Here is a 23,446-nt window from a genome sequence, read left to right as displayed (position 1 = left end):
CATCGCCCCGTCGCGCGCATGCTAGAGTCTCTGTCCCGCATTCGCATCCGGTTCCGTCGATGAAGCATCGTCTCCTGCGCTCCGCCCCGTTCGCCCTCCTGTTCTCCGCCTTCGCCGCGGCACCGCTCGCGCACGCGGAGGAAGTCGGCAGCGTCAACACCCATTTCCGCGTCACGGGCTCCGACCGCGTGGTCGTCGAAGCGTATGACGATCCGGTCGTGAACGGCGTGACCTGCTACGTATCGCGCGCCCGCACCGGCGGGATCAAGGGCACGCTCGGCGTGGCCGAGGATCCGAGCGAGGCGTCGATCGCCTGCCGGCAGGTCGGGCCGATCAGCTTCAAGGAGCCGCTCAAGCAGCAGACCGACGTGTTCAGCGAACGCATGTCGTTCATCTTCAAGACGCTGCACGTCGTGCGCGTGGTCGACCAGAAGCGCAACACGATCGTCTACCTGACCTACAGCGACCGGATCGTCAGCGGCAGCCCGAAGAATGCCATCACCGCGGTGCCGATGCCGGCCGGCACGACGATTCCGGTCAAGTAACGCGCACACCGGCCGGGCGCGCGAGCGATACACTGTCGTGTCCGACCGCTCCCGCGCCCGATCATGTCCGCCACCCGCCTTCCCGACGCCGCACGCTACTGGCGCACGCCGCTGCTGCCGGACGCGGATCTCCTCACGGCGACCTATCGCGACCACGCGTTCGCGCCGCACTGGCACGACGCGTACACGATCCCCGTGATTCTCGAGGGCGCGGAACGCTTCACCTATCGCGGCAACGGCTATGTCGCCGAAACGGGCACCGTGCCCGTGATCAATCCCGGTGAAGTGCATACGGGTTCGCGCGCAACCGACGAAGGCTGGTGCTATCGCGTCAGCTACCTGCCGGTCGAATTCGTCCGCGGACTCGCGAGCGCGATCGCCGGCCGCCCGCAGGATGCGCCGTGGTTTGCCTCCGACGTGATTCGCGACGCCGATCTCGCCGCCCGGCTCACGCTCGCGCACCGGATGATGGAAGCCGGCAGCGAGCGCGCGCTGTCGTCGCATGCGCACGGGCAGCCGGCCGGCGATCCGGCAGCCGACGCACCGCGCATCTACGATCCGCTCGCCGCCGAAACGGCGATGCTCGACGCACTGTCGACGCTGATCGTGCGCCATGCCGACGCGCGGCCGCGACCGGCGCCGCTCGCGGCCGACGAACCGCGCGTCGACGCGATGCGCGAGCGGCTCGCGGCCGATCTCATGTGCACGGTGACGCTCGATGACGTCGCGCAGGCAGCCGGCCTGTCGCCGTTCCACGCGGCACGCCTGTTCACGCGCACCACCGGCATGCCGCCGCATGCGTGGCGCAACCAGTTGCGGCTGCAGCGCGCGCTGGCGCCGCTGCGCGCGGGCGTGCCCGTCGCCGACGTCGCGGCGGCCAGCGGCTTCGTCGACCAGAGCCACTTCACGCGACACTTCAAACGGATGTTCGGGGTTCCGCCCGGGCGCTGGCAGGCGAGCTGACGCGGCCGCCCACGCATTCGCGAGCGCAAGAACATACAAGCCGGCCCGCCACCGGCCCGCTATCCTCCCGTTCATGGAGGAGCCCCTTTGAACCCGACACCCGCCTCGCCCCCTCGCCGCCCGCTCAACGAATGGCTCGACGGCGCGCGCGACACGATTCCGATGATGATCGGCGCAGCACCGTTCGGCGTGATTTTCGGCACGCTCGTCGGCGGCGGCCCGCTCGCCGCATGGCACGGCGCACTGATGTCGCTCGCCGTGTTCGCGGGCTCCGCGCAATTCATCGCGCTCGGCCTGATCGCGGGCAGCGCGAGCTTCGTCGTCGTGCTCGCGACCACGCTGATCGTGAACCTGCGCCACCTGCTGTACAGCGCGACGCTCGCGCCCTACGTCGCACACCTGCCGCTGCGCTGGCGCGCCACGCTCGGCGCGTTGATGACCGACGAGGTGTTCGCGGTCGCCCATGCGCACTACCGGCACTTCGCGCCCGGCACGGTTGGCCCCCACTACTTTTTCGGCTCCGGGCTTGCGATGTACCTGAACTGGCAGGTCTGGACGCTCGCGGGCATCGGCTTCGGCGCGGCGTTCCCGGGCCTGCAGTCGCTCGGCCTCGATTTCGCGATGGCGGCGACCTTCATCGCGATCGTGGTCCCGCAGCTCGGCACGTTGCGCTATTTCGCGGCGGCCGCGACGGCCGGCACGCTCGCCTGCTTCTGGCAGGGCTGGCCGTACAAGCTCGGGCTGCTCGGCGCGGTCGCCGCCGGCGTCGCGATCGGCGTCACGCTCACGTTGCTGCACGAACGCAGGCGCACCGGCTCGCGCACGGAGGCGACATCGTGAGCTACGCGCTGCTGATCCTCGGAATGGCCGTCATCACCTACGCGATCCGCTCGACGCTGTTCCTGTTCGGCGAGCGGCTGACCTTCCCGCCGCTCGTGCGGACCGCGCTCGGCTTCGTGCCCGTGACCGTGCTGACGGCGATCATCGTGCCGATGACCGTCTCGCCGCACGGCGGCCCGGCCGAGCTGACCTGGCGCAATCCGCAGCTCGTCGGCGCGCTCGCCGCCGTGCTCGTGTCGGCGGCAACCCGCCGCCCGCTCGTGACGATCGCCGCGGGGCTCGCGGCGTTCTTCTTCTGGCAAGGGGTCGTGATCCCGCACTGGCTGCCCGCCTGAGCGGACGCTCTACCGCGCACGCTCAAGTTTCCGCCCGGCGCGCCGATATAGGGGATGAAGACCCGCCACCGGCCTCGGCGCGCACCGGTCAGTCGACGCTGCGCCCGCCCCGGTGCGCCGTGCCGGCCGTCGGCTTGCGCGGGCCGCCATCGAGACGATTCATGGGCCAGATCACCCTTTCCCTCAAGGACGACACGCTCGAGTCCCTGCGCAAGGACTACGACGCGTTCGTCCGCGTGTCGCTGAAACTCGACCCGCAGTTCGCGACACCGTCGTTCGAGGATTTCCTGCGCGCCAAGCTGCTCGACAACATGGTGCCGCTGACCGAACACGCGGTGCAGCGGATGCTGCAGGGCGGCCAGTACGCATGGGCCAAGCGCACGCTCGACAAGGAGTTTCCGGACGTCGTCGCGATCCTGATGCGACAGGCCGGCGAATTCGGCTTCGGCTTCGCGTCGCGCTCCGAATGGACCCCCGACGAACTCGCGAAAGCGTGCCGCGACTGGGCGAAGGCGATCGTCGCCGAAGCGCAGGGCGACCCGTCGCTGATCGACCCGCTCGCGTCGCAGATCAAGGGCGCGGCGCAGGACATCCAGGCGCTCGAGGAGCTGATGCAGACGCCTGCGTGGCGGCTCGCCGAATCGTTGCGCCAGCGCATCTACGAGGCCAAGCTCGCGTGCGAGATGAGCGTCGGCAGCACCGCGCGCGACAAGCTCGGCGAACTGCGCGGGCTGCTGCGGCTGGGCCTTGCGCACGGCTCGTTCCAGAAGCAGGAAGCGCAGCAGATCATGGAGTACCTGCGGCTGCTGAAGCCGGAGATCTTCGTCGAGGAACCGTACGACGTCTTCGCACGGCTCGCCGCGTGGCTGCGCGGCGTGTTCACGCCGGCCGCCGTGCGACCGTCGCAGGGACAACCGGGACAAGGGCAAGGACAGCGCCGGCCATGACCGCGCACCCATCCCGCTGACAGCATGAACCCATGAAAACGGCCCGGCTCGCATGAGGCGAACCGGGCCGTCGGACCGCTGCCGGCGCGACGCCCAGGGGGCGAGCGTCGCGCGGCGCCGGGCGTCGCTTACTGCGTGGCGCCCTGGGCCGATGCACCGCCTTGCGCGCCGACCGACGCGCCGCCTTCGGTCGCTTCGCCGGCTTTCGCCTTGGCGGCGCCGACATGGCCCTTGGCCGACTTCGCGGCATGCTTCGTGTGCTTCTTGGCCGAATGGACGGCCGACGACGCGGTATCCTTCGCGCCGTCGGCTGCCGCGCCGACCGCATCGGTTGCGCCGCCGACCGCGTTGCCCGACGCGTTCGCGCCGGCGCTGCCCTGTACGCCTGCGCCGACACCTGCGGCCGGCGTCTGTGCCTGCACGCCGGCACCGGCTGCACCCTGCGCCGCCGTCCCCGTCTGGGCAAATGCGGCCGAAGTGGCGAACGCCGTCAGCGCGGCACCGATCAGCATCGTACGAATCTTGGACATGGCAATTCTCCTCGAGAAGTTGTGAGCCCGGACCGCTGCGATGCGGTCCGTCGCATCCCCACCGCAACACGCAGCAGGTACGACAAAAGACCCGCGGCGCGCCCGGCCGGTTCTCGAATCTCTCAGACTGTTACCCACCGTTTCATTTGCTGACGAATCGCTCACAGTCCTTAACAACTGCGAGCCGTGGCGGCCCGCGCTCGCGCGTCGGCCCGCGGTGCCGTATGATGCGGAGCGTTTCCTCCCGCGCCTTGCGCACCTCCTTCGTCATGCCCAACCTGGATTTCACGCTGACCGGCGAATACGTCGAGCTGCACAACCTTCTCAAGATCACCGGCCTCGCGGACAGCGGCGGGAGCGCGAAAGTGATCGTCGCGTCCGGCGCGGTCAAAGTCGACGGCGCGGTCGAGCTGCGCAAGACCTGCAAGATCCGCGCGGGCCAGGTCGTGCTGCTCGGCGACACGCGCATCGCGGTGCGCGAGGCCTAGCACCCGCGGCGTTCCCCCTGTCCGCGACATGGCCATCGGCGCACGCGTTCGACACCGTACGAATAAAGCCGTAAGCTAGCCGTCTCTCAAAATAAATACATACAGCGCGGGCCCGCACCCGCGCGAGCGCCCATTCCATGTCGCATTCCGGTCTTACGCGGACGGCCGCCGCGCCGCCGTCGCTATCCAGTCACGCCGCCGATACCGCGCGCCTCGCCGCGCCACTCGCGATCGCGCAACTTTCCCAGATGGCGATGAGCGTCACCGACACGGTGCTGCTCGGTTCGCTCGGCCCCGATTCGCTCGCGGCGGGCGGGCTCGGCGCGAACTTCTTCTTCGTCATCGTCACGATCTTGCAGGGCGTGCTGTCGTCGGTCAGCGTGAGCGTCGCGCACGCGCGCGGCGCGCAGGCCGAGGACCGCGTGCCGCACATCTACTGGACGGGCTTCGCGCTGTCGGTGCTGCTCGCGATCCCGGCGATCGTTGCGCTGTCGCTGTCCGAACCGATCCTGCTGATGTTCCACGAGCCGCCGCTGCTCGCGCATCACGTCGGCGAATACACGGGCATCCTGCGCTACGCGGCGCTCGGCAGCCTGATCGGCGTCGGGCTGATGCGGGCATTCCTGCCGGCGATCGGTGCCGCGCGGCGGCTGCTGTGGGTGTCGATCGGCGGCGTCGGCGTCAACGGCGTGCTGAACTACGGGCTGATCCACGGCGCGTTCGGGCTGCCGCGCCTCGGTTTTCTCGGCTCGGCCGTCGCGACGACGATCACGATCTGGCTCACCGCGCTCGCCCTGATCTGGCTGCTGCACGGCCGGCGGCGCTTCCGCCATTTCGTGACCGCGTCGCGCCCGAAGCTGCCCACGATGGGCGAACTGATCGGCATCGGCTGGCCCGTCGCGATCACGTACGGGGTCGAATCGACGCTGTTCCTCGCCACCGGCCTCACGGTCGGCGTGCTGGGCGCGACGTCGCTTGCCGCGCACCAGATCGCGCTGAACGTCGCGTCGGTGTCGTTCATGGTGCCGCTCGCGATCGGCCAGGCCGCCAACGTGCGCGTCGGCTACTGGGTCGGCGCGGGTTCGCCCGTCGCCGCGCGGCACGCGGGCTTCGTCGCACTCGCGCTCGGCGTCGCGTTCATGTCGCTGTCGGGCGTCGTGATGATCGTCGCGCCGCATACGATCGTCGGCCTGTACCTGAATCTCGACGACCCGGCCAACGCGGCCACGGTGTCGCTCGCCGCCTCGCTGCTCGGCATCGCCGCGGTGTTCCAGATCGTCGACGGCATGCAGACCGTCGCGTCGGGCGCGCTGCGCGGCCTGAAGGACACGCGCATCCCGATGCTCGCGGCGACCTTCGGCTACTGGGGCATCGGCTTCCCGACCGGCTACTGGTTCGCGTTCCACGCGGGCCTCGGCGCACGCGGCCTGTGGTGGGGGCTCGCCGCCGGCCTCGCGAGCGTCGCCGCGCTGATGGCATGGCGCTTTCATTTGAAAACCGCGTCGCTCGTCGCGACGCGGCACTGAGCGCGACACGACGCGAAATCGCGACCGGCGCTATGCTTGTCGGCTGAACACCTCGAGACGCCGCGCGAGCGGCGCGACTGCCTCACGATACGCCTGATGCCGCGCGACGACGCGCGGCCTTTCCCCTTTCCAGGAGGAGTGCATCATGAACGAAGCAGTTCGGATGGAACGCGACACGTTCGGCGAAATCGCCGTGCCGGCCGACCGACTTTGGGGCGCGCAAACCGAGCGCTCGCTGCAGAATTTCCGGATCTCGACCGAGAAGCAGTCGCCCGAGCTGATCCACGCGCTGGCGATCGTCAAGCGCGCCGCGGCGGCCGTGAACCAGTCGCTCGGCGTGCTCGCCGACGACAAGGCGCGCGCGATCATCGACGCGGCCGACGAGATCATCGCCGGCAAGCATCCGCGCGAATTCCCGCTCGCGGTGTGGCAGACGGGCTCCGGCACGCAGACCAACATGAACCTCAACGAGGTGATCGCGAATCGCGCGAGCGAGCTGCTGGGCGGCGAGCGCGGCGAAGCGCGCAAGGTCCATCCGAACGACGACGTGAATCGCGGCCAGTCGTCGAACGACGTGTTCCCGACCGCGATGCACATCGCGGCCGCGTACGCGATCGTCAATCATCTGCTGCCGGCGCTGCGCACGCTGCGCGCGACGCTCGACGCGAAGTCGAAGGCGTTCGCCGACATCGTGAAGATCGGCCGCACCCACCTGCAGGACGCGACGCCGCTCACGCTCGGCCAGGAGTTTTCCGGCTACGTCGCGCAGCTCGACCAGGGCATCCGTCACGTCGAATCGGCGCTGCCGCACCTGTACGAGCTCGCGCTCGGCGGCACCGCGGTCGGCACCGGGCTGAACGCGCATCCGGAGTTCGCGGTGCGCGTCGCCGACGAGATCGGCCGGCTCGCGAAGCTGCCGTTCGTGACGGCGCCGAGCAAGTTCGAGGTGATGGCGGCCGCCGATGCGCTGGTCTTCGCGCACGGCGCGCTGAAAACGGTCGCGGCGGGCCTGATGAAGATCGCGAACGACGTGCGCTGGCTCGCGAGCGGGCCGCGCTGCGGGCTCGGAGAATTGTCGATTCCGGAAAACGAGCCGGGCAGCTCGATCATGCCGGGCAAGGTGAACCCGACGCAGTCGGAAGCCGTGACGATGCTGTGCTGCCAGGTGTTCGGCAATGACGTCGCGGTCAACGTCGGTGGCGCAAGCGGCAATTTCGAGCTGAACGTGTTCCGGCCGATGATCGCGCACAACGTGCTGCAGTCGGTGCGGCTGCTCGCCGACGGCGCGCAGAGCTTCAACGACCACTGCGCGGTGGGCATCGAACCGAACCGCGCGCGGATCGACCTGCTGCTGAACGAGTCGCTGATGCTCGTGACGGCGCTCAATCCGCACATCGGCTACGACAAGTCCGCGCAGATCGCGAAGAAGGCGCACAAGGAAGGCACGACGCTGAAGGCGGCCGCGCTGGCGCTCGGCTACCTGACCGAGGCGGAATTCGATGCGTGGGTGCGCCCCGAGCAGATGATCGGGACGCGCTAGGGGCAGGACGACGGGCGCGGCGCGTCGAGCGCGGCGCCCGCTGCGGTCAGACCGTGCCCTTCGCGACTTCTTCCGGTTTCATCTCGACGATCTTGTCGAGCGCGGCCCGTACGTCGGCCGCATATTTCGCGAGTACCTTCTGCTCGTCGGTCTCGGGCACGAACGGCGGCACCGGCACCGGGTTGCCGTTCTCGTCGACCGCGACGAACACGACGAGGCAGTCGGTCGTCTGGCGCAGCACGCCGCCCTTCGGGTCCCCCGCGTGCACGGACACATGGATGTGCATGCTGGTGCGGCCCGTCGCCACGACGCGCGCCTTCAGCTCGACCAGGTTGCCGACCAGGATCGGACGCTGGAATCGGATGTTGCCGACACTGACCGTCACGCAATAGCGGCTCGACCAGACGGCCGCGCACGCATACGCGACCTCGTCGATCCACTTCATCAACGCGCCGCCGTGCACCTTGCCGCCGAAGTTCACGGACGAAGGCTCGGCGAGGAAGCGGAATACGGTTTCGGTACGGTCGAGGGCGGCCGGCACGGGGGACGGTTGGGGCATCGTTCTGGCTCCAGGCGGCAGGGGCGCTGTAATCGGGCCATTATACGTTGCAGTGCGGCAATGCGTCGCGGCCAGCCCCGCGTGGCGCGGCCGCGCCGGCACCGCCCGCCCCGCGCGCGCAGCGCCGCCGGTCAGCGGCGCACCGTGACGCCCTGGTCGATCGTCCCGTACATCTCGATACTGCCGCCCTGCCCGCCGGCGGCGCCGGCGCCGCCCTGCGCACAGGCCGCGCAGACGAGCGCGGCGGCCAACATGCAGAAAATCGTCTTCATCGTTGCATCGTGTCACATGCGGCGGCCCGCTGCCGCCGCGTCCGGCCCATTCTACGCGCGCCGCAACGGGCCGCAGCCAGGCTGCCGCGGGACGGCGCCGCCGCGTCCGACATTTCATCCGGATACGAAACATCGAATGCGCACACCCACTACACTGCCCCTCATCCCGCTTGACGAGAGACGACGATGACCGATCAAGACGACCACCACTTTCCGGGCCTGAGCCGCATCGGCGCACTGATCGCCGACCCCGGCCGCGCCGCGATGCTGTGGGTGCTGATGGACGGCAGCGCGCGGCCGGCCGGTGAATTGACGATGATCGCGGGGCTGTCGCCGTCCGCGGCAAGCGCGCACCTCGCGCGGCTGACCGAAGGCGGCCTGCTCGCGCTCGACGTGCGCGGCCGGCACCGCTACTACCGCATCGCGTCGGCCGACATCGCGGCGTCGCTCGAGGCGCTCGCGAACGTCGCCCGCGCGGCTGCGCCGCACCGCCCGGTACCGGCGCCGTCGCGCACGGTACCGGCCGAACTGCGCTACGCGCGCACCTGCTACGACCACATGGCCGGCGAACTTGCGGTGCGCATTTTCGACGGGCTCACCGCGCGCGGCTGGCTGCTCGCGGACGGCGACGCGATCGAAGCCACCGAGCTCGGCACGCAGGCCCTCGGGCAATGGGGCATCGACGTCGCGCAGCAGCGCACGCGCCGGCGCCGCTTCGCATGCGGCTGCCTCGACTGGAGCGAGCGGCGCTCGCATCTGGGTGGCGCGCTCGGCGCGGCGCTGCTCGAAAGCTTCTGTGCGCACGGCTGGATCGAACGTTCCGCACGGCCGCGGGTGCTGCGCGTCACCGTGCCCGGCCAGCAGGTTTTCGACGCGTGGCTTACGTCCGCTTGACGCCCGCATTGCGGCTGCACGACAGCCGCACGCGACAGACAGGTTTTGTTACACCGCGTGCCATCCGACTTACAAAACACCGAGCATTGAAACAGGCCGAGCGGATATTGTGAACTCAACGGCACGAATCGACGCGCCGCGATAACGACGATGACGCTCACCATGGCCCCCCTGTTCACGCTCAAGCGAACCGCCCGCTATACGCTGCTCGCGTTCGCCGCGCTTGCGGCCCTGCCGCCCGCCTTCGCGCAATCGGCCGGCGCGCCGCCGTATTCGGCCGCGGCACGGCAACCGGGCGGCGACCCGCCCGGCCGCGTCGCGCGGCTCAACTACCTGTCGGGTGCCGTGACGACCGAACCGGCCGGCACCGATACGTGGTCGTATGCGGCCGTGAACCGGCCGCTGACGACCGGCGACCAGCTCTGGAACGACGCCGGCGCACGCTCGGAACTGCATATCGGCTCGACCGCGGTGCGGCTCGGCGATTCGACGAGCCTGTCGATCCTGAATCTCGACGACACGACGACGCAATTGAAGGTCGGCCTCGGCACCGTATCGACGCATGTGCGCGATCTGCCCCGCGGCGGATCGTACGAAATCGACACCCCGAACCTCGCGCTCGGCATCACGGGCCCCGGCGACTATCGCGTCGATGTCGCGCCGAACGGCGCGAGCACGACCGTCACGATGCGCAGCGGCAGCGCGACCGTCTACGGCAGCAACGGGCAGTACCCGCTGTCGCCCGGGCAGCAGGTCGTGTTCACCGGCACCGACCTGCAGGTCGCACAGCAATCGGCGGCGCCGGGCCCCGACCCGCTCGACCAGTGGGCCGCCAGCCGCGACGCGGCCGAGGAGCGCTCGGTGTCGGCCCGCTATGTGTCCCGCGACATTCCCGGCTATCAGGATCTCGACGCGAACGGCACGTGGCGCGAAACCCCGAATTACGGCTCGGTCTGGGTGCCGAACGACACGCCGGCCGACTGGGCGCCGTATCACGACGGCCACTGGATCTGGCAGGCGCCGTGGGGCTGGACGTGGGTCGACGACGCACCGTGGGGCTTCGCGCCGTACCACTACGGCCGCTGGGCGTACGTGGACGACAGCTGGGCCTGGGTGCCCGGCCCGATGGTCGTCAGCCAGCCGCCGGTCTACGCGCCGGCGCTCGTCGCGTTCGTGGGCGGGGGCGGCGGTCCCGACTGGAGCGTCGCGCTCACGGTCGGCGGCGTCGCCGCGGCCGGCTGCGCATGGTTCGCGCTCGGCCCGGGCGAGCCGTGGCACCCGCGCTGGGGCGGCTGGAGCCCGCACTACTACGACCGCGTGAATCGCAATATCGTGGTGAACAACGTCAACGTGAACAAGACCGTGAACGTGACGAACATCACCAATATCACCAACATCAACAAGACGTACGTGAACTTCCGTGCGCCGCACGCGATCACGGCCGTGCCGGCCGCCGCGTTCGTGCATGGCCAGCCGGTCGCGCACTTCTCGCAACACGTCGATCCGCGGCAATGGCGCAATGCGCACGTCACGCCGGGCACACCCGGCATCGCGCCGGTGCGCCAGAGCTTTACCGGCGGGCTGCGCAATGCCGGCTACCGTCCGCCGGCGGCGATCGCGCAGCACCCCTACGTCGCGACGCGCAATCCCGCGGTGCCCGCCGCCTATCGAGACCAGGCAGCCGCGCATCTCGCGCAGCAAGGCGGGCGCGTGCCGGGCGCCGGCGCGCCGGTCGTGAAGACGAGCGTGCCGGCCGATTACAGGGCCCGCCCGGTCCGCGTGCCGGGTAATCCGAGCGGCGGCGCGTGGGCGATGCACAACGTGCAGCTCGTGAATCCGCACGGCCCCGTCGTGCAGCCGTCACGCGCGCCGCGCGAAGGCCAGCCGCCTGCCGTGCAAACCGGACGGCCGGGTGCGCCCGGTGCGCCATTGCCGGGCGTGCCGAATGCCGGACGGCCGGCGAACGGCGAAATCCCCAATGGGCCGCATTTCGCCAACGGCGGCATGCCGCAGGCGCCCGGCAACGCGACGCCGCATCAGGCCTTCGGGCCCGGCAACGGCGTCCCGCACCCGCCGATCGCAAGCAACACGCCGTCGGGCATCGGCAACACGCACGCACCAGAGGCGCCGTCGCCGGCGTGGATGCAGCCGCACACGCCGATGGAACGCCAGCGCCCCGCCCCGCCGAGCGCCCTTCACGCGGCAGGCCAGAATGCACTGCCGCCCGTGCGCAGTGCGGCGGTGCCGCATCCGGAGGGCATACCGACACCGCAGGGCACGCAGCCCGGCGGCCGGAACGACGCGCCGCGCGCGTTGCCGCAACCGAGGGTCGACAACACGGCGCAGATTCCGCAGCCGCGTCCGCGCCCCGATTTCCCGACACCGGCCCAGCACGGGCAAGCGCAACCGGAACGGGCCGCCCCCACGCCGCAACCCCGCCCCGAATTCGCGCAACCGGCGCCGCACCGCGAAGTCGCACCGCCGCGCGTGAACGAGTACCGTCCGCCGGCGCCAGCCGTACACGACATGCCGCGCCCGCAACCGCAGGCGCCGCGCATGGAGCCGCGACCGCAGCCCGCACCTCGAATGGAGCCGCGACCGCAGCCGGCACCCCGCATGGAACCGCGCCCGTCGATGCCCGCTCCCCGCATGGAACCGCGGCCGCAACCGGCACCGCACGTCGAGGCGCCGCGCCCGAGCAGCCCGCCGCCAGGCGGGCACGACGAGCGGCATCGCCAGTAAGTGCCGCAAACGTGAAACAAAAAAGCCCGACCGGTCTCAGCCGGTCGGGCCTTCTTTCTGCAGGGCGCGGATCGATGAAACCGCGCGCTCAGACCGCCATCGGCGCAGTCAGCGGCTCATGGTGGCGGTAACCGACCAGCGAGAAATCGGACGGCTCGACCTGCTCGAGCCATTCGGGCGCATAAACGCCCGTATTCGCGTAGTCGGGCACGCGCTCGGCAATCTCGAGCCGCGGGCTTTCGTAAGGCTCGCGCGTGAGCTGTCGCTGCAGCATGTCGAGCTGGTTCTCGTAGATGTGCGCGTCACCGATGAAATACGTGAACCAGCGCGGCGTGTAGCCCGTCAGGCGGCCGACGAGCGACAGCAGCGCGGCCCCTTCCGTCAGGTTGAACGGCGTGCCGAGGCCGACGTCGTTGCTGCGGATGTACAGGCACAGCGAGATCTCGCGCTTCGTCGCGTTCGGCAGGAACTGGTACAGCAGGTGGCACGCGGGCAGCGCGATCTGGTCGAGCACGGCCGGATTCCACGCGTGAAACAGAATGCGGCGGTCGGCCGGATTCTCCATGATCGTGTCCAGGCACTGGCGCAACTGGTCGATCGCCTTGTACAGCAGCACCTTCGGCGCGCCGTCTTCGTCGAAACGCGTGACGATCCGGAAGCCCCGGCGCGTCGCGTCGGCGATCTGCGCGTCGGCGCCCGCGTCGAGCACCTTGTAGCCCGGCCACTGGCGCCATTGCACGCCGTACACGTCGCCGAGATCGTCGACGCCCTGACGGTACGGATTCGCGAGCCACTGCGCGTTCTCGTTCGCGTTCGCGTCCCACACCTTGCAGCCGAGCGCGCGGAACTCGGCCGCGCTGCGCGACGCGCGCAGGAAGCCGACCAGTTCGCCGATCGCCGACTTGAACGCGAGCTTCTTGGTCGTCACGGCCGGAAAGCCTTGCTGCAGGTCGAAGCGGAGCATCGCGCCCGGCATGCTGATGGTGCGGATCCCCGTGCGGTTCTCCTGCCAGGTGCCGGTATCGAGAATGGTACGAACGAGGTCGAGATACTGTTTCATGCGGGTTCCTTCGGCCGCGAGGGCGGCCGTACCCGCCAATTTTAGCAAGCGTGGTGAGGAAGCTCCGGCAACGGCGCCGAAAACCCTGCCAGCGTGTCGCCGCGATCGCGCATGCCGTGCGCGCACATCAGCCGGTAGAGCGTGACGCGCGACACGCCGAGTTCACGCGCGGCATCCGCGAAACGGCCGCGGTGGCGCAGCAGCGCCTGCTCGATCGCCTGCCGTTCGGCCGCTTCCCGCGCCTCCAGCAGCGACACGGGCGCGAGCGTCGCGAAATCGTTCAACTCGAGATCGGCCGCGGTGATCATCCGGCCCTCCGACATCACGATCGCGCGGCGCACGCGATTGATCAGCTCGCGCACGTTGCCCGGCCACGAATAGCCGTACAGCGACGCGACCGCGTCCGGAGAGAAACCGCGCAGGCGGCGATGCGCATCGCCCTTGAAACGCTCGAGCATGTGGCGCGCGAGCACCTCGATGTCCTTGCCGCGCGCGCGCAGCGGCGGCTCCTCGATCTTCAGCACGCACAGGCGATGGAACAGGTCCTCGCGGAACCGCCCTTCGCGCAACGCGGCGTCCATGTCCACGTGCGTCGCGCAGATCACGCGCACATCGACGGGCACCGACACGTGCGCGCCGAGCCGCTCGATCTTGCCTTCCTGCAGGAAGCGCAACAGGCTTGCCTGGCTTTCCAGCGGCAGATCGCCGATCTCGTCGAGAAACAGCGTGCCGCCGTTGGCGGCCTCGACGCGGCCGATCTTGCGCTGGTTCGCCCCGGTGAATGCGCCGCGCTCATAGCCGAACAGTTCGGCCTGCAGCAGCGTCGACGGAATCGCGCCGCAATTGATCGCGATGAACGGTGCCTGCGCGCGCGACGAACGCTCGTGAATCGCGACCGCCGTCAGTTCCTTGCCGGTACCCGATTCGCCGGAGATGAACACCGGCGCATCGGTCGCCGCGACGCGGCGAATCGTCCTGAAGAGCCCGAGCATCGCATCGCAGGTGCCGACCATCTCGCCTTCGCTGCGCCCGGCGCCGACCGGCGGCGCAACGGGATCGGTCAGCGCGACCATGCCGTGCGCATGACCGACGGTCTCGACGATTCGCGACGTCTCGTACGGCATCGTCACATAATCGAAGCAGTAGTCGCGAATGAGGTGGCGCAGCGTGGCATCCTGCAACTGGCCGCGACGCGTCGCGGCGATCCAGCCGATGTGCTGGATGCTCAGGCAGGATTCGAGTTCGCGCAGGTCCGAGGGCTTGAAGCCCGGCGAAAAGTCGAGCAGGCCGGCGGTTGCCACGCCATGCTGCACGACACGCCGGACGTCGCGTACGGTCTCCGCGAGATCGACGCGCCAGCCGCACTCGTCGAAATGGCCGCGCAACGCGTCGTTCGGTTCGCGCGAATAGTAGATCACGTGCCGCTGATCGGCTCCCATATCCTCACCCCGTTCATCAACCGTCTAACGATTGCCGCGCACGTCAGAGTTCGTGCGAAAAGGATCGAATCGGGTCAGCCAGAGGCGGCTCGATTCGCCATGCCGATGCTCGGCAACGACAAAGCCTCGCATGATGGCGCTTATCTCGCGTCCAGTTATTTTTGGTCAAGACAGCTTAGTTATAGGCACCAAATACGACAAACGGATTTCGGCGCCGACGGCGATACGGCCCAATCGCACAGGAGGTCGATGCAGGTCAATCATCTGCACATAGCGCATGCGCAGCAAGGTGTTCGTTCATCAACACACGGGCCGATTTTCATCCTTGAAGCGAATCGATTGAATCCGCAGTATTCCCGAGCCCCCTCGTTTCAGGCCTGAAACATTTTCAGGCGTTTTCGGCCACAATTCGCAACGCTTGAGCGCGAATCGCCGTAGCGACAACGGTCCCGGCACGGTGGCATGCATTTCGCTGAATCCGTAAACGATCGGAGACAGCGGCCATGCGCAAACATCTTTTACTTTCTTTCGTGCCGATGGCGCTCGCGCTCTCGGCCGCCGGCCCGCCTGCGCCGGCCCGCGCGGATGACATCGCAAAACCGGATCGCGCCATGCTGCCGGCCGAAAATGCGCCGAGCCTGCGGCACGGCAGCGGCTTCGGCATCGTGACCGTGTCCGCACCGCAACCGCTGCCGACCGGCAAGGCAACCGTCACGCTGTGGGACGAGATCCCGCCACCGCCCCCACTGCCGATGCCGCTTCCGGTATCGCAACCCGGTGACGTGCAGCACGCGATGGAAGGCAACGTTCAAGGCAACAAGCGTCAGTGAGCCTGCGTCGCCCCACTCAATGAGGATTCCGTATTGATTTGACGATTCGAGCCGGCCGACACCGATCCGCGCCGGTATCGCCGTTCCCGCGACACGGCAAGGTTTTGTGCTCCGTCCCCCGGCGGGCACTCTTTTTATTCGGTCCGTCGCCGCGACGCCATGCATCGAGCGTCGCGGCGCGCAGCACGCGAAAGGCGATGCGTGCCGCCGTTCCGGTAGAATCGGCGCCATTCCGGTTTTCCTCTTCCCCGACCTTCATGACGACGTTGACCCTGATCGTCGCGCGTGCCCGCAACGGCATCATCGGCCGCGACAACCAGTTGCCCTGGAAACTTCCCGAGGATCTCGCGTTCTTCAAGCGCACGACGATGGGCGCGCCGATCGTGATGGGCCGCAAGACCCACGAATCGATCGGCCGGCCGCTGCCGGGCCGCCGCAACATCGTCGTCACGCGCGATGCGGCGCGCCGTTTCGACGGTTGCGACACGGTCACGTCGCTCGCCGATGCGCTGGCGCTCGCCGCGCGCGACGGCGTACCCGAGGCATTCCTGATCGGCGGCGCGCAACTCTACGCGGAAGGGCTCACGCTCGCCGACAAGCTGGTCGTCACCGAGATCGACGCCGACTTCGACGGCGACGCGTCGTTCTCCGCGCCCGATCCCGCACATTGGCAGGAAGTGTCGCGCGATGCGCACCAGGCTGCCGCGCCGAACACGTTCGGTTATGCGTTCGTGGTCTACGAACGCAAGCGCGGCTGACGCGGTACGCGGCCGCACGCGATCAAAAAAGCCCGACCGGCTTGCCGCCGGTCGGGCTTTTTCGCTGGAGGGCGGGCGGCTGACGCCGCGCCTCGCTTACTGCCCCGCGATCGTCATCTGCTCGATCAGCACCGAGCCCGTTTCCTTCGTACCGCGCACGATCGAATCGGCACCGATCGCGACGATGTGCCGGAACATTTCCTGCAGCGTGCTCGCGACGGTGATTTCCTCGACCGGATACTGGATCACGCCGTTTTCCACCCAGAAACCCGCCGCGCCGCGCGAATAGTCGCCCGTCACGTAGTTCACGCCCTGCCCCATCAGCTCGGTCAGCAGCAGGCCCGTGCCGAGCTTCTTCAACATGGCTTCGAAGTCGTCGCCCGCCTGCGTGTTCGAGCTGCGCAGCGCGAGGTTGTGCGACCCGCCCGCGTTACCGGTGGTCTGCGTGCCGAGCTTGCGTGCCGAATAGGTCGACAGGAAGTAGCCCTCGACGACACCGTCCTTCACGACGCTGCGCGCGCGCGTGCGCACGCCTTCCTCGTCGAACGGCGCGCTGCCCATCGCGCGCGGCACGTGCGGATCCTCGACGACCTGAATGTGCGGCGCGAACACCGGCTTGCCGAGGCTGTCGACGAGGAACGACGTCTTGCGGTACAGCGCGCCGCCGCTCACGGCCTGCACGAATGCGCCGAGCAGGCCGGCCGCGAGCGGCGCCTCGAACAGCACGGGCACCTTGCGGGTGTCCAGGCGGCGCGCGCCCATCCGCGCGAGCGCACGCTCGGCCGCGTAGCGGCCGACCGCCTCGGGCGCCGCGAGATCGATCGCGCTGCGCTTCGACGAATACCAGTCGTCGCGCTGCATGTGACGGCCGCTGCCCGCGATCGGCGCGCAGGCGATGTAGTGGCGCGAGTACGGGTAGCCGGACAGGAAGCCGCGCGACGTCGCGAGCACGAACTGCGAATGCTGCGCCGACACGCTCGCGCCTTCCGAATTGCGGATCTGCGGGCTGACCGCGAAGGCGGCGTCTTCCGCGCGGCGGGCCAGTTCGACGGCGTCGTCGGCCGTCAGCGCCCACGGGTGGTAGAGATCGAGATCGCGCGGGTCGGTTTCGAGCAGTTCGGCCTCGGCGAGGCCGGCTGCCTCGTCCTCGGCCGTGAAGCGCGCGATGTTGTACGCGGCGGCGACGGTATCCTTGATCGCGGCCGGCGAGAAATCGGACGTGCTCGCGTTGCCGCGCTTCTTGCCGATGAACACCGTCACGCCGACCATCTTGTCGCGGTTGTGCTCGATCGTTTCGACTTCGCCGCGGCGCACCGATACCGACAGGCCGTCGCCTTCGGAGATTTCGGTCGCGGCGTCCGACGCGCCGAGCGCCTTCGCATGGCGAAGGATGTCCGACGCGATTTCCTTGAGCTGGTCCTGCGTGTGCGGGAAATAGCGCGCTTGTACGTCGAGATTGGCTGCCATCGTCTTGGTATCCGGTGGCGGGCGGGCGCCCGCATGGTCAAAATGTTGCGTATCCCGCGATCATAGCAAGGTCCGGGGCCGGACACAGACAAGCTTGGGGTGTCCGCGCCGCGATACAATGCCGCCCATGACACGCAAAACCCGAATCCAGCCGATCGAGCATGCCGTCGAAGACGACGACAACGGCTACGATCGCCCCAGCAAATCCCAGTTGAAGCGCGAGATGCACGAGTTGCAGGTGCTCGGCCAGGCGCTCGTCGACCTGCCGAAAGACGCACTGAAGCGCATGCCGATGCCCGAAAACCTCGCGGACGCCGTTCGCGAGGCACGCCGGATCACCGATCACGAAGGCAAGCGCCGCCAGCTCCAGTACGTCGGCCGCGTGATGCGCTCGCTGACCGACGACGAAACGGCCGCACTGCGCACCGCACTCGACGCGCAACGCGGCGTGAACAAGGCCGCGACGGCCCGCCTGCACTGGATCGAACGCACGCGCGACCAGTTGCTCGCCAGCGACGACGCGCTGACCGAATTCCTGCGCCAGCACCCGGAAGCCGATATCCAGGAAGGCCGCACGCTGATCCGCAACGCGCGCAAGGAAGCGCAGCAAGGCAAGCCGCCGCGCTATTTCCGCGAGCTGTTCCAGTGGATCAAGACCGCGAGCGGCTCGCCCGACGCGGGTGACGATGCGCCGGACGACACCGAAGACGACCATGACGACGAAGCGTAACCACCCGGACGAACTCGTCGTCGGCCTCGTGTCGATCAGCGACCGCGCGAGCACGGGCGTCTACGAGGACAAAGGCATTCCGGCGCTGCAGGAATGGCTCGGCGCCGCGCTCACGTCGCCGTGGCGCGCCGAAACGCGCCTGATCCAGGACGATGCGCCGACGATTTCCGCCACGCTCGCCGAGCTCGTCGACGTCGCGGGGTGCGACCTCGTGCTGACGACCGGCGGCACGGGCCCCGCACGCCGTGACGTGACGCCCGAGGCCACGCTGGCCGTGGCGACGAAGGAAATGCCGGGATTCGGCGAACAGATGCGGCAGATCAGCCTGAATTTCGTGCCGACCGCGATCCTGTCGCGGCAGGTCGCGGTGATCCGCGAGACGGCCGACCATGCGGCGCTGATCATCAACCTGCCGGGCCAGCCGAAGTCGATCCGGGAAACGCTCGAAGGGCTGCGCGATGCCGACGGCAAGTCGACCGTGCCCGGCATCTTCGCCGCGGTGCCCTACTGCATCGACCTGATCGGCGGCCCGTACGTCGAGACCGACGCCGCGGTGGTCGCGGCGTTCCGGCCGAAAAGCGCGCAGCGGGCGCCGCGCTGACCGCGCGCCGGCCCGCTCAGGCGGCCGGCGCGGATTCGCCTGCCGGCGCCGATGCGGCCGGAATCAGGAAATGCTCGCGGTAGTACTTCAGCTCGTCGATCGACTCGTGGATGTCCGCGAGCGCCGTATGCATCGCACGCTTCTGGAAACCCTTGTAGATCGCGGGCTGCCAGCGGCGGCACAGCTCCTTGAGCGTGCTGACGTCGAGATTGCGGTAGTGGAAGAACCGCTCGAATTCCGGCATCCAGCGCGCCATGAAACGGCGGTCCTGGCAGATCGAGTTGCCGCACATCGGCGACTTGCCGGGCGACACGTACTGCGCAAGGAACGCCTGCAACTGCGCGGCGGCTTCCGCCTCGGTCACGGTCGACGCGCGCACGCGGTCGATCAGGCCCGAGCGCCCGTGCGTCGACTTGTTCCAGTCGTCCATCTTCGCGAGCGTCTCGTCGCTCTGGTGGATCGCGAACACGGGGCCTTCGACCGCGATGTCGAGCGTGGAATTGGTCACGACGACCGCGATCTCGATGATGCGGTCGTTATCCGGGTCGAGGCCCGTCATCTCCATGTCGAGCCAGACGAGGTTCAACTCGTTGCGCACGAGCGCGGGCTGGCTGGCGGAAGCGGCGGTATCGGTCATGAGTCATCCTGGAAAATGGCGGACGGCGCGCGGCGCCGCCCGGGCGGCCGGCATCGCATCAGCGGGGCCGGCCCGCAAGAACATATAATTCTCGCATAGAACCCTTTGGCGCCTTCGATGTCACCCTTTTCATTCACCCTGCTGTTCGCGATCGCCGTACTCGCGATGGTCGTCACCAAGCTGTGGCTCGCGTCGCGGCAGATCCGCTTCGTCGCGGCGCACCGCAACGGCGTGCCCGCGCAGTTCAGCGCGACCATCCCGCTGACCGCCCACCAGCGCGCGGCCGACTATACGGTCGAGCGCACCCGGCTGACGATGCTCGAGATCGTCGTCAGCGCGGCCGTGCTGGTCGGCCTCACGCTGCTCGGCGGCGTCGGCGCGCTCGATACGCTGCTGACCGGCTGGCTCGGCCGCGGCTACGGGCAGCAGGTCGCGCTCGTCGCCGCGGTGCTCGTGATCACGAGCGTGATCGACGTCCCGTTCGAGTACTACCGGCAGTTCGGGGTCGAGCAACGGTTCGGCTTCAACCGCATGACGAAACGGCTGTTCTTCACCGACATGCTGAAAAACGCGCTGCTCGGCGCCGCGCTCGGCCTGCCGCTGCTGTTCGTCGTGTTGTGGCTGATGAACCAGGCCGGCAGCCTGTGGTGGCTGTGGACCTGGATCGTCTGGGTCGCGTTCCAGATGCTCGTGCTGCTGATCTACCCGACCTTCATCGCGCCGATCTTCAACAAGTTCGAGCCGTTGAAGGACGACGCACTGCGCACGCGCATCGAGTCGCTGATGAAGCGCTGCGGTTTTGCGGCGAAGGGGCTGTTCGTGATGGACGGCAGCCGCCGCTCCGCGCACGGCAATGCGTACTTCACGGGCTTCGGCGCATCGAAGCGGATCGTGTTCTTCGATACGCTGCTCGCGCGCCTGTCCGGCCAGGAAATCGAGGCCGTGCTCGCGCACGAGCTCGGCCATTTCAAGCGCCGCCACGTGATGAAGCGGATGCTCGTGTCGTTCGTGCTGAGCCTCGTGCTGCTCGCGCTGCTCGGCTGGCTCGCGCAACGCACGTGGTTCTACACCGGGCTCGGCGTCACGCCGTCGCTCGACACCAGCAACGCGGGCGCCGCGCTCGTGCTGTTCTTCCTCGCGATTCCGGTATTCCTGTTCTTCGCGACGCCGTTCAGCAGCCTTACGTCGCGCAAGCACGAATTCGAGGCCGACGCGTTCGCGGCCAGCCAGACCGACGCGCAGGATCTCGTCAGCGCGCTCGTGAAGCTCTACGAGGACAACGCGTCGACGCTGACGCCCGACCCCGTCTACACGGCCTTCTACTACTCGCATCCGCCTGCGTCGCAGCGGATCGACCGCCTGCTGCAACACGCATGAGCCGCCCGACGTCCCGCAAGCCGGCCCCGCGCTCGTCGAACGCGCAACGGGTCGAAGGCCGCGTGATCGCCGCGCACGGGCGCCACTACATCGTCGCACCCGACGACGGCGGCCCGATGCTGCAGTGCTTCCCGCGCGGCAAGAAGAGCGACATCGCGGTCGGCGACCGCGTCGTGTACGAACTCGCATCGGCCGACCAGGGCGTGATCGTCGAGATCGGCGAACGGCGCAATCTGCTGTACCGCTCCGACCAGTTCAAGTCGAAGCTGTTCGCGGCCAACCTCGACCAGTTGCTGATCGTGCTCGCGACCGAGCCCTATTTCAGCGAGGACCTGCTCGGCCGCGCGTTGATCGCGGCCGAGGCGAACGAGCTGAAGCCGCTGGTCGTGCTGAACAAGATCGACGTCGAGGCCGCGCTGCCGGTCGCACGCGAGCGCCTCGCGCCGTACCGCGCGCTCGGCTACGACGTGCTCGAGCTGTCGGTGAAGGGCTCGCCCGACGACGCGCGCGCGCAGTTGATGCCGCATCTCGCCGGGCACTCGACGATCCTGCTCGGCCAGTCCGGGATGGGCAAGTCGACGCTCGTGAACCTGCTCGTCCCCGATGCCGAAGCCGCGACGCGCGAGATCTCGGCCGCGCTCAACAGCGGCCGCCACACGACGACGTTCACGCGCCTCTACCCGCTGGAAGGCGGCGGTGCACTGATCGATTCGCCGGGTTTCCAGGAATTCGGCCTCTACCACCTGACGGAAGGCCGCCTCGAGCGCGCGTTTCCGGAGTTCCGGCCGCTGCTCGCGGATTGCCGTTTCTATAATTGTCATCATCTGCACGAGCCCGGCTGCGCGATTCTCGAAGCCGTCGCCGACGGCCGTATCGCGCCGTCGCGGCATGCGCTGTACGCCCAGCTCGTGCACGAGGCGAGCCAGATCGTCCGCTGAGCGCGAGCGCGCGCGGGGCCGGCCGGCACGCCCGGGCCGGCCTTCATCGACAGGAGCCGCGATGCGTTTCAAGGCACCCGATCTCGCGACCGCGCAACATTGGGCCAACGTGCTTCAGGTGGCCGGCGTCGGTTGCGAGCTGCATAACTGCTACGCGACTGGCGCGCTCGGCGGCCTGCCGGCCGATGCGTGCACGCCCGAGCTGTGGCTCGACGACGAACGCGACGGCGCCCTCGCGCGCCGGCTCCTCGATGCCGCCTCGCACGGCCCGTCGGCCGGCGCCGCGCCCTGGTTTTGCCGGCAGTGCGGCGAAGCGCTCGAGGCCCAGTTCACCGCGTGCTGGCAATGCGGCGCCGTGCGCGATCCGCGCGACGACTGACCCACAGCGACAAGGCCGGCATCGAGCCGGCCTTGTTCTTTCATCGGATCCCGCCGTGCGACGTCACGACACCCAGACGGCGAGCGTCAGCATCAGCAGCAGGATCATCCACAGGATCACCGCACGCCAGACGAGGCCGACCGCCGATTGCAGCGTCCGCGGCGTGCAATCGTCTCCGACCGTCAACGGACCGCTGTCGCCGACCGCCAGCGCATCGAGGCTCGACGGCTCCGCGAGCGGCCCCGCGAGACGCGCGCCGAGCGCCCCGCTGCCGGCGGCGAGCAGCACGCCGTCGTTCGGGTCGGGCCACTGGCGCGTGTGATTGCGCCACGCGTAGATCGCATCCTCGAAATTGCCGACGATCGCGAAGCCGAGCGCGGTCAATCGCGCGGGAATCCAGTCGATCACGAAAAACGCGCGCTGCGCGAACGTCGAGAACGCGGCCGTGCGGTCGTCGCCCGGCGTCGACCAGCTGCGCGCGAGGTATTCGGAAATCCGGTACAGCACGGCGCCGGCCGGGCCGATCGGCAGCACATACCAGAAGAACACGCCGAACACGTGGCGATGCGACGCGACAACTGCATGAATCAGCGTATGGCGGACGATTTCGCCGACCGGCATGTCGACCGTGTCGATGCCCGTCCACTCACGGAGGATTTCGCGCGCACGCGGCACGTCGTCGTTGTTGAGCGCGAGGTGGATGTCGGTGAAGTAGTGGCTGAACTGGCGGAAGCCGAGCGTGAAATACACGACGACGACGTTCCACAGGAACGCGAGCACGAAGCTCACCTTGTACAGCAGGAAATAGATCAGCGCGACGATCAGCACCCACGGCAGCACGACCGCGAGCCAGGCGAGGATGCCGTGCTTCTGCTTGCCGGCGTCGAGGCCATGCGCAACGGTTTCCGCATGAAACTGGAACAGCGCAAACACCGGATTGCTCGGTGATAACGCGCGGACCTGTTCGATGATGAGGGCGAGGAGAACCGAAAAGAAAGTCATGCGTGGCGCCGTCTTCGGAGTTATGTCATTTTTTGCATAACGATAGC

26 protein-coding genes are annotated in these 23,446 nt (G+C 68.6%); 18 read left to right on the top strand and 8 right to left on the bottom strand.

Annotation, left to right across the window (positions count from 1 at the left end):
* Nucleotides 1-59: 59 nt before the first annotated feature.
* The 5 genes from WJ12_RS05120 (at nucleotide 60) to WJ12_RS05100 (ending at nucleotide 3,630) form a co-directional block, all read left to right on the top strand.
* Nucleotides 60-545 carry a CreA family protein gene (locus tag WJ12_RS05120; RefSeq protein ID WP_059560727.1) on the top strand — a complete coding sequence of 162 codons (486 nt, stop codon included), beginning with the start codon at nucleotides 60-62 and terminating at the stop codon, nucleotides 543-545.
* Nucleotides 546-608: 63 nt separating this feature from the next.
* The gene (locus WJ12_RS05115; protein ID WP_059560729.1) at nucleotides 609-1,508 is read left to right on the top strand and encodes an AraC family transcriptional regulator; all 900 of its coding nucleotides are present in this window, start codon (nucleotides 609-611) and stop codon (nucleotides 1,506-1,508) included.
* 87 nt (nucleotides 1,509-1,595) lie between these two features.
* Nucleotides 1,596-2,348: an AzlC family ABC transporter permease gene (locus WJ12_RS05110; RefSeq protein ID WP_034186477.1), complete on the top strand. Its 753-nt coding sequence runs from the start codon at nucleotides 1,596-1,598 to the stop codon at nucleotides 2,346-2,348.
* Nucleotides 2,345-2,683, top strand: a complete 339-nt coding sequence (locus tag WJ12_RS05105) for an AzlD domain-containing protein (protein ID WP_034186476.1) — start codon at nucleotides 2,345-2,347, stop codon at nucleotides 2,681-2,683. Before WJ12_RS05110 ends, WJ12_RS05105 begins: the two co-directional genes overlap by 4 nt.
* Nucleotides 2,684-2,844: 161 nt before the next feature.
* The gene (locus tag WJ12_RS05100) at nucleotides 2,845-3,630 is read left to right on the top strand and encodes a DUF4088 family protein (RefSeq protein WP_059560732.1); all 786 of its coding nucleotides are present in this window, start codon (nucleotides 2,845-2,847) and stop codon (nucleotides 3,628-3,630) included.
* A gap of 128 nt (nucleotides 3,631-3,758) precedes the next feature.
* On the opposite strand, the gene WJ12_RS05095 is transcribed toward WJ12_RS05100, so the two are convergent.
* Entirely contained in the window at nucleotides 3,759-4,160 is a 402-nt protein-coding gene (locus WJ12_RS05095) for a hypothetical protein (protein ID WP_034186474.1), read from the bottom strand.
* Nucleotides 4,161-4,429: 269 nt separating this feature from the next.
* Here WJ12_RS05095 and WJ12_RS05090 point away from each other — a divergent pair, with 269 nt between their 5' ends.
* From WJ12_RS05090 to fumC, 3 genes are all read left to right on the top strand, one after another.
* Entirely contained in the window at nucleotides 4,430-4,648 is a 219-nt protein-coding gene (locus WJ12_RS05090; protein ID WP_034186473.1) for an RNA-binding S4 domain-containing protein, read from the top strand.
* A 137-nt stretch (nucleotides 4,649-4,785) separates the two neighbouring features.
* Nucleotides 4,786-6,174: a multidrug efflux MATE transporter NorM gene (norM, locus tag WJ12_RS05085; RefSeq protein WP_034186472.1), complete on the top strand. Its 1,389-nt coding sequence runs from the start codon at nucleotides 4,786-4,788 to the stop codon at nucleotides 6,172-6,174.
* Between the two features lie 145 nt (nucleotides 6,175-6,319).
* Nucleotides 6,320-7,714 carry a class II fumarate hydratase gene (gene fumC / locus WJ12_RS05080; protein WP_034186471.1) on the top strand — a complete coding sequence of 465 codons (1,395 nt, stop codon included), beginning with the start codon at nucleotides 6,320-6,322 and terminating at the stop codon, nucleotides 7,712-7,714.
* A gap of 46 nt (nucleotides 7,715-7,760) precedes the next feature.
* Here fumC and WJ12_RS05075 read toward each other — a convergent pair whose 3' ends face one another.
* Together WJ12_RS05075 and WJ12_RS36325 are read right to left on the bottom strand one after the other, a co-directional pair.
* Complete coding sequence (locus tag WJ12_RS05075) at nucleotides 7,761-8,273, bottom strand: acyl-CoA thioesterase (RefSeq protein WP_027811985.1); 513 nt, start codon at nucleotides 8,271-8,273, stop codon at nucleotides 7,761-7,763.
* A 131-nt stretch (nucleotides 8,274-8,404) separates the two neighbouring features.
* On the bottom strand, nucleotides 8,405-8,545 hold the full coding sequence (locus WJ12_RS36325; RefSeq protein ID WP_167361865.1) for a hypothetical protein: 141 nt from the start codon (nucleotides 8,543-8,545) through the stop codon (nucleotides 8,405-8,407).
* A 186-nt stretch (nucleotides 8,546-8,731) separates the two neighbouring features.
* Here WJ12_RS36325 and WJ12_RS05070 point away from each other — a divergent pair, with 186 nt between their 5' ends.
* Nucleotides 8,732-9,439, top strand: coding sequence for an ArsR/SmtB family transcription factor (locus WJ12_RS05070; RefSeq protein ID WP_034186470.1), 708 nt, complete (start codon nucleotides 8,732-8,734; stop codon nucleotides 9,437-9,439).
* A 150-nt stretch (nucleotides 9,440-9,589) separates the two neighbouring features.
* Nucleotides 9,590-12,181, top strand: a complete 2,592-nt coding sequence (locus WJ12_RS05065; RefSeq protein WP_231750653.1) for a DUF6600 domain-containing protein — start codon at nucleotides 9,590-9,592, stop codon at nucleotides 12,179-12,181.
* 88 nt (nucleotides 12,182-12,269) lie between these two features.
* Here the strand turns inward: WJ12_RS05065 and WJ12_RS05060 are convergent, their stop codons facing one another.
* Nucleotides 12,270-13,241: a thymidylate synthase gene (locus tag WJ12_RS05060; RefSeq protein WP_059560756.1), complete on the bottom strand. Its 972-nt coding sequence runs from the start codon at nucleotides 13,239-13,241 to the stop codon at nucleotides 12,270-12,272.
* 41 nt (nucleotides 13,242-13,282) lie between these two features.
* Nucleotides 13,283-14,680 carry a sigma-54 dependent transcriptional regulator gene (locus WJ12_RS05055; RefSeq protein ID WP_034186469.1) on the bottom strand — a complete coding sequence of 466 codons (1,398 nt, stop codon included), beginning with the start codon at nucleotides 14,678-14,680 and terminating at the stop codon, nucleotides 13,283-13,285.
* On the opposite strand from WJ12_RS05055, the gene WJ12_RS34385 reads away from it, so the two are divergent.
* The 3 genes from WJ12_RS34385 to WJ12_RS05045 all read left to right on the top strand — a co-directional run bounded on the left by WJ12_RS34385 (nucleotide 14,660) and on the right by WJ12_RS05045 (nucleotide 16,268).
* On the top strand, nucleotides 14,660-15,061 hold the full coding sequence (locus WJ12_RS34385; RefSeq protein ID WP_080287732.1) for a hypothetical protein: 402 nt from the start codon (nucleotides 14,660-14,662) through the stop codon (nucleotides 15,059-15,061). The two genes, WJ12_RS05055 and WJ12_RS34385, sit on opposite strands and share 21 nt — an antisense overlap.
* Before the next feature lie 155 nt (nucleotides 15,062-15,216).
* Complete coding sequence (locus WJ12_RS05050) at nucleotides 15,217-15,510, top strand: hypothetical protein (protein WP_404823839.1); 294 nt, start codon at nucleotides 15,217-15,219, stop codon at nucleotides 15,508-15,510.
* A gap of 257 nt (nucleotides 15,511-15,767) precedes the next feature.
* Nucleotides 15,768-16,268, top strand: coding sequence for a dihydrofolate reductase (locus WJ12_RS05045; protein WP_069245552.1), 501 nt, complete (start codon nucleotides 15,768-15,770; stop codon nucleotides 16,266-16,268).
* Between the two features lie 96 nt (nucleotides 16,269-16,364).
* Here the strand turns inward: WJ12_RS05045 and pmbA are convergent, their stop codons facing one another.
* On the bottom strand, nucleotides 16,365-17,735 hold the full coding sequence (gene pmbA, locus WJ12_RS05040; protein ID WP_049028856.1) for a metalloprotease PmbA: 1,371 nt from the start codon (nucleotides 17,733-17,735) through the stop codon (nucleotides 16,365-16,367).
* A 127-nt stretch (nucleotides 17,736-17,862) separates the two neighbouring features.
* On the opposite strand from pmbA, the gene yjgA reads away from it, so the two are divergent.
* Nucleotides 17,863-18,465, top strand: a complete 603-nt coding sequence (gene yjgA, locus WJ12_RS05035) for a ribosome biogenesis factor YjgA (protein ID WP_272481919.1) — start codon at nucleotides 17,863-17,865, stop codon at nucleotides 18,463-18,465.
* Nucleotides 18,449-19,066, top strand: a complete 618-nt coding sequence (mog, locus tag WJ12_RS05030) for a molybdopterin adenylyltransferase (protein ID WP_069245731.1) — start codon at nucleotides 18,449-18,451, stop codon at nucleotides 19,064-19,066. Before yjgA ends, mog begins: the two co-directional genes overlap by 17 nt.
* Before the next feature lie 16 nt (nucleotides 19,067-19,082).
* On the opposite strand, the gene orn is transcribed toward mog, so the two are convergent.
* Nucleotides 19,083-19,703 (bottom strand): oligoribonuclease, encoded by a 621-nt coding sequence (gene orn / locus WJ12_RS05025; protein WP_049030222.1) that lies wholly within the window; start codon nucleotides 19,701-19,703, stop codon nucleotides 19,083-19,085.
* Between the two features lie 117 nt (nucleotides 19,704-19,820).
* On the opposite strand from orn, the gene WJ12_RS05020 reads away from it, so the two are divergent.
* The 3 genes from WJ12_RS05020 (at nucleotide 19,821) to WJ12_RS05010 (ending at nucleotide 22,397) form a co-directional block, all read left to right on the top strand.
* On the top strand, nucleotides 19,821-21,080 hold the full coding sequence (locus WJ12_RS05020) for a M48 family metallopeptidase (RefSeq protein WP_034186463.1): 1,260 nt from the start codon (nucleotides 19,821-19,823) through the stop codon (nucleotides 21,078-21,080).
* On the top strand, nucleotides 21,077-22,018 hold the full coding sequence (gene rsgA, locus WJ12_RS05015; protein WP_069245551.1) for a ribosome small subunit-dependent GTPase A: 942 nt from the start codon (nucleotides 21,077-21,079) through the stop codon (nucleotides 22,016-22,018). The genes WJ12_RS05020 and rsgA overlap by 4 nt, the downstream gene beginning before the upstream one ends.
* Nucleotides 22,019-22,079: 61 nt before the next feature.
* Entirely contained in the window at nucleotides 22,080-22,397 is a 318-nt protein-coding gene (locus tag WJ12_RS05010; RefSeq protein WP_034186461.1) for a putative signal transducing protein, read from the top strand.
* 63 nt (nucleotides 22,398-22,460) lie between these two features.
* Here the strand turns inward: WJ12_RS05010 and WJ12_RS05005 are convergent, their stop codons facing one another.
* Complete coding sequence (locus tag WJ12_RS05005; RefSeq protein WP_034186460.1) at nucleotides 22,461-23,399, bottom strand: CobD/CbiB family protein; 939 nt, start codon at nucleotides 23,397-23,399, stop codon at nucleotides 22,461-22,463.
* Nucleotides 23,400-23,446: the final 47 nt, after the last annotated feature.

The sequence above is a fragment of the Burkholderia seminalis genome (genome assembly GCF_001718535.1).
Classification (GTDB): Bacteria; Pseudomonadota; Gammaproteobacteria; order Burkholderiales; family Burkholderiaceae; genus Burkholderia; species Burkholderia seminalis.
This window is presented reverse-complemented; position numbering and strand designations above follow the sequence as displayed.

Coding starts and splice junctions, on each gene's coding strand:
- WJ12_RS05120 (WP_059560727.1), top strand. CDS start 60: ATGAAGCATCGTCTCCTGCGCTCCGCCCCGTTCGCCCTCCTGTTCTCC.
- WJ12_RS05115 (WP_059560729.1), top strand. CDS start 609: ATGTCCGCCACCCGCCTTCCCGACGCCGCACGCTACTGGCGCACGCCG.
- WJ12_RS05100 (WP_059560732.1), top strand. CDS start 2,845: ATGGGCCAGATCACCCTTTCCCTCAAGGACGACACGCTCGAGTCCCTG.
- WJ12_RS05095 (WP_034186474.1), bottom strand. CDS start 4,160: ATGTCCAAGATTCGTACGATGCTGATCGGTGCCGCGCTGACGGCGTTC.
- WJ12_RS05090 (WP_034186473.1), top strand. CDS start 4,430: ATGCCCAACCTGGATTTCACGCTGACCGGCGAATACGTCGAGCTGCAC.
- norM (WP_034186472.1), top strand. CDS start 4,786: ATGTCGCATTCCGGTCTTACGCGGACGGCCGCCGCGCCGCCGTCGCTA.
- fumC (WP_034186471.1), top strand. CDS start 6,320: ATGAACGAAGCAGTTCGGATGGAACGCGACACGTTCGGCGAAATCGCC.
- WJ12_RS05075 (WP_027811985.1), bottom strand. CDS start 8,273: ATGCCCCAACCGTCCCCCGTGCCGGCCGCCCTCGACCGTACCGAAACC.
- WJ12_RS36325 (WP_167361865.1), bottom strand. CDS start 8,545: ATGAAGACGATTTTCTGCATGTTGGCCGCCGCGCTCGTCTGCGCGGCC.
- WJ12_RS05070 (WP_034186470.1), top strand. CDS start 8,732: ATGACCGATCAAGACGACCACCACTTTCCGGGCCTGAGCCGCATCGGC.
- WJ12_RS05065 (WP_231750653.1), top strand. CDS start 9,590: ATGACGCTCACCATGGCCCCCCTGTTCACGCTCAAGCGAACCGCCCGC.
- WJ12_RS05060 (WP_059560756.1), bottom strand. CDS start 13,241: ATGAAACAGTATCTCGACCTCGTTCGTACCATTCTCGATACCGGCACC.
- WJ12_RS05055 (WP_034186469.1), bottom strand. CDS start 14,680: ATGGGAGCCGATCAGCGGCACGTGATCTACTATTCGCGCGAACCGAAC.
- WJ12_RS05050 (WP_404823839.1), top strand. CDS start 15,217: ATGGCGCTCGCGCTCTCGGCCGCCGGCCCGCCTGCGCCGGCCCGCGCG.
- WJ12_RS05045 (WP_069245552.1), top strand. CDS start 15,768: ATGACGACGTTGACCCTGATCGTCGCGCGTGCCCGCAACGGCATCATC.
- pmbA (WP_049028856.1), bottom strand. CDS start 17,735: ATGGCAGCCAATCTCGACGTACAAGCGCGCTATTTCCCGCACACGCAG.
- yjgA (WP_272481919.1), top strand. CDS start 17,863: ATGACACGCAAAACCCGAATCCAGCCGATCGAGCATGCCGTCGAAGAC.
- mog (WP_069245731.1), top strand. CDS start 18,449: ATGACGACGAAGCGTAACCACCCGGACGAACTCGTCGTCGGCCTCGTG.
- orn (WP_049030222.1), bottom strand. CDS start 19,703: ATGACCGATACCGCCGCTTCCGCCAGCCAGCCCGCGCTCGTGCGCAAC.
- WJ12_RS05020 (WP_034186463.1), top strand. CDS start 19,821: ATGTCACCCTTTTCATTCACCCTGCTGTTCGCGATCGCCGTACTCGCG.
- rsgA (WP_069245551.1), top strand. CDS start 21,077: ATGAGCCGCCCGACGTCCCGCAAGCCGGCCCCGCGCTCGTCGAACGCG.
- WJ12_RS05010 (WP_034186461.1), top strand. CDS start 22,080: ATGCGTTTCAAGGCACCCGATCTCGCGACCGCGCAACATTGGGCCAAC.
- WJ12_RS05005 (WP_034186460.1), bottom strand. CDS start 23,399: ATGACTTTCTTTTCGGTTCTCCTCGCCCTCATCATCGAACAGGTCCGC.